Origin of the sequence: Pseudolactococcus reticulitermitis, assembly GCF_002260845.1 — a bacterium.
GTDB lineage: Bacteria > Bacillota > Bacilli > Lactobacillales > Streptococcaceae > Pseudolactococcus > Pseudolactococcus reticulitermitis.
The window spans coordinates 1-1,922 of the sequence record NZ_BEDT01000018.1 but is presented as its reverse complement, the minus strand read 5'-3'; the positions used below and the strand labels follow the sequence as shown (position 1 = coordinate 1,922).

General features: G+C 38.9%; 2 protein-coding genes. Both read right to left on the bottom strand.

Annotated elements, in window-relative coordinates; genetic code table 11:
- Window positions 1-1,666: DNA polymerase (locus RsY01_RS10760; protein ID WP_094785528.1), on the bottom strand; the 1,666-nt coding region annotated here is incomplete at its 3' end.
- 65 nt (window positions 1,667-1,731) lie between these two features.
- The coding region (locus tag RsY01_RS10755; RefSeq protein WP_133063218.1) for an ssDNA-binding protein at window positions 1,732-1,922 on the bottom strand (191 nt) is incomplete at its 5' end.

Genomic DNA, 1,922 nt, shown 5'->3' with positions numbered 1-1,922 from the left:
CTACTCCTTCATAAGTCACGGATTCCCCATTAAATTTATTTGGACTAATTTGAGGTTTGACATAAGCAAGCTCTCTTCCTGAAAGCAATGTGATGAAAAGCATACCACTTTTACAGTTAAATTTGATGCCATGTGAATTCGTTACTGTGCGCTGTCTGACGCTATTTTTTACTGCTTTATCTATATCCCACCACAGCTTTGTAATTCTAGGATTAGCTTTTCGCCACCTCGTGACAAGTGGTTGTAGTTCCTCTTCAGCTAACCCCATATCCAGTGCACCCATTGCCGTCAATGCACCAACTGAGCCACCATACCCAAGAGCCAATTCAGATATCTTACCTTTTTGTCGCAAATGTCCGTTTACGCCGTTCTTTTCAACCGGCACATTAAACATTTGACTCGCACTTGCACAATAGATATCTCCACCACTTTTAAAAACTTCAAGTCGCCACTCTTCCCCTGCCAACCACGAAATCATACGTGCTTCAATTGCTGAGAAATCCACTACTATAAATTTCTTATCATCTTGTGGCACAAAAGCAGTCCGAATTAGTTCAGATAGGATTTTGGGCGTTGACTCATAAAGTAAGACCAAAGCATCAAAATTTTTATCACGAACTAAGGACCTTGCCTCGGCTAAATCTGATATATGATTTTGTGGTAAATTATGAAGTTGAATTAACCTACCTGAAAATCTACCTGTCCGATTGGCGCCATAATATTGAAACATCCCATGAGCGCGACTATCTTTACAAACCGCATTTGCCATTGCCTGATATTTCTTAACAGATGACTTTGCGATTTGTTGGCGAAGCAAAAGCACCTCTTTTAATAGACCAGAATTAGAATTTATAAGCGCTGTCACTTGTTGCTTTCCAAGGCTCTCTGTCTCTAAACCATGTTCTAGCAACCATCTTCGCATTTGCAGGACACTATTTGGATTTTCTAAACCTGTCAAATTTACCAATTTTGAGAAGATAGATGTCTTAGAAAGGGCATCCAGATGAATAGCCGATGTGACAAAGACTTCATCAAGACCAATTCCCCTATCATTAATTTCCTGATCAAGTTGATAGTCATGCCAAATGTCATCAGATACTGGGAAATGAGATAATTTTTCTTGAATCAACATTTCAGTTTCGACATCACGTGCATTATAAATTTTAAAAAGCTGCCACTTATCAGGGGCATGAACCGACAAGTTTCGGATTCGACCACCGTTAGTTTTAGTTGGCAGGCATGGCACACAAAAATATCGAATAAGATTTCTCCCTTCTGATAATTTTTGTTTATCCAATCCCAGAACTGCACCAACCCCAGCAAGAGATAATGGTAATCCTAATAACGCCGACCAAATCATTGTACAACGCCATGAAGATGGATTTAGGTAGATACCGGCAGATAGTCCTAGATACTTTGACAGACAAATCCGCTCAAACATGGCATTGAATGCCCACTTTTCTACCGCATCATCTGTTAAAGATTCTAAAATCTCATGCGGTATTATCTCACCATTTGACAAATCTACAACGATCACTTTGCCATTATCAATAGAATAAGCAAAAAGCAGAATCTCAAAATCTTTACTCTCACAGTACTTGAAAACACCAGATTTTTGAAGATTGGTACTACTGAACGTTTCTAAATCAATATTTATTTTTTTCATGTCTTTTTCCCTTCAAAAAAGACAATAGAATCCTAAAACTCTATTGTCATATGAGACACTTCACTTCAGCCTAAGAATGCATCATCTTCAAGTGTTGTAAAGTCTTCAGCCGCAGTTGTGCCACTGCCAAGTGGTTCGCCATCTCGGATAAATTGAATATTACCTAGGCCACACGCAATGCCTTTATTGCCATTCGAGTTAAAGGCATAAAAATTCAAAGACACACGACTGTAACAGCCACTATAAACTTGGCTAC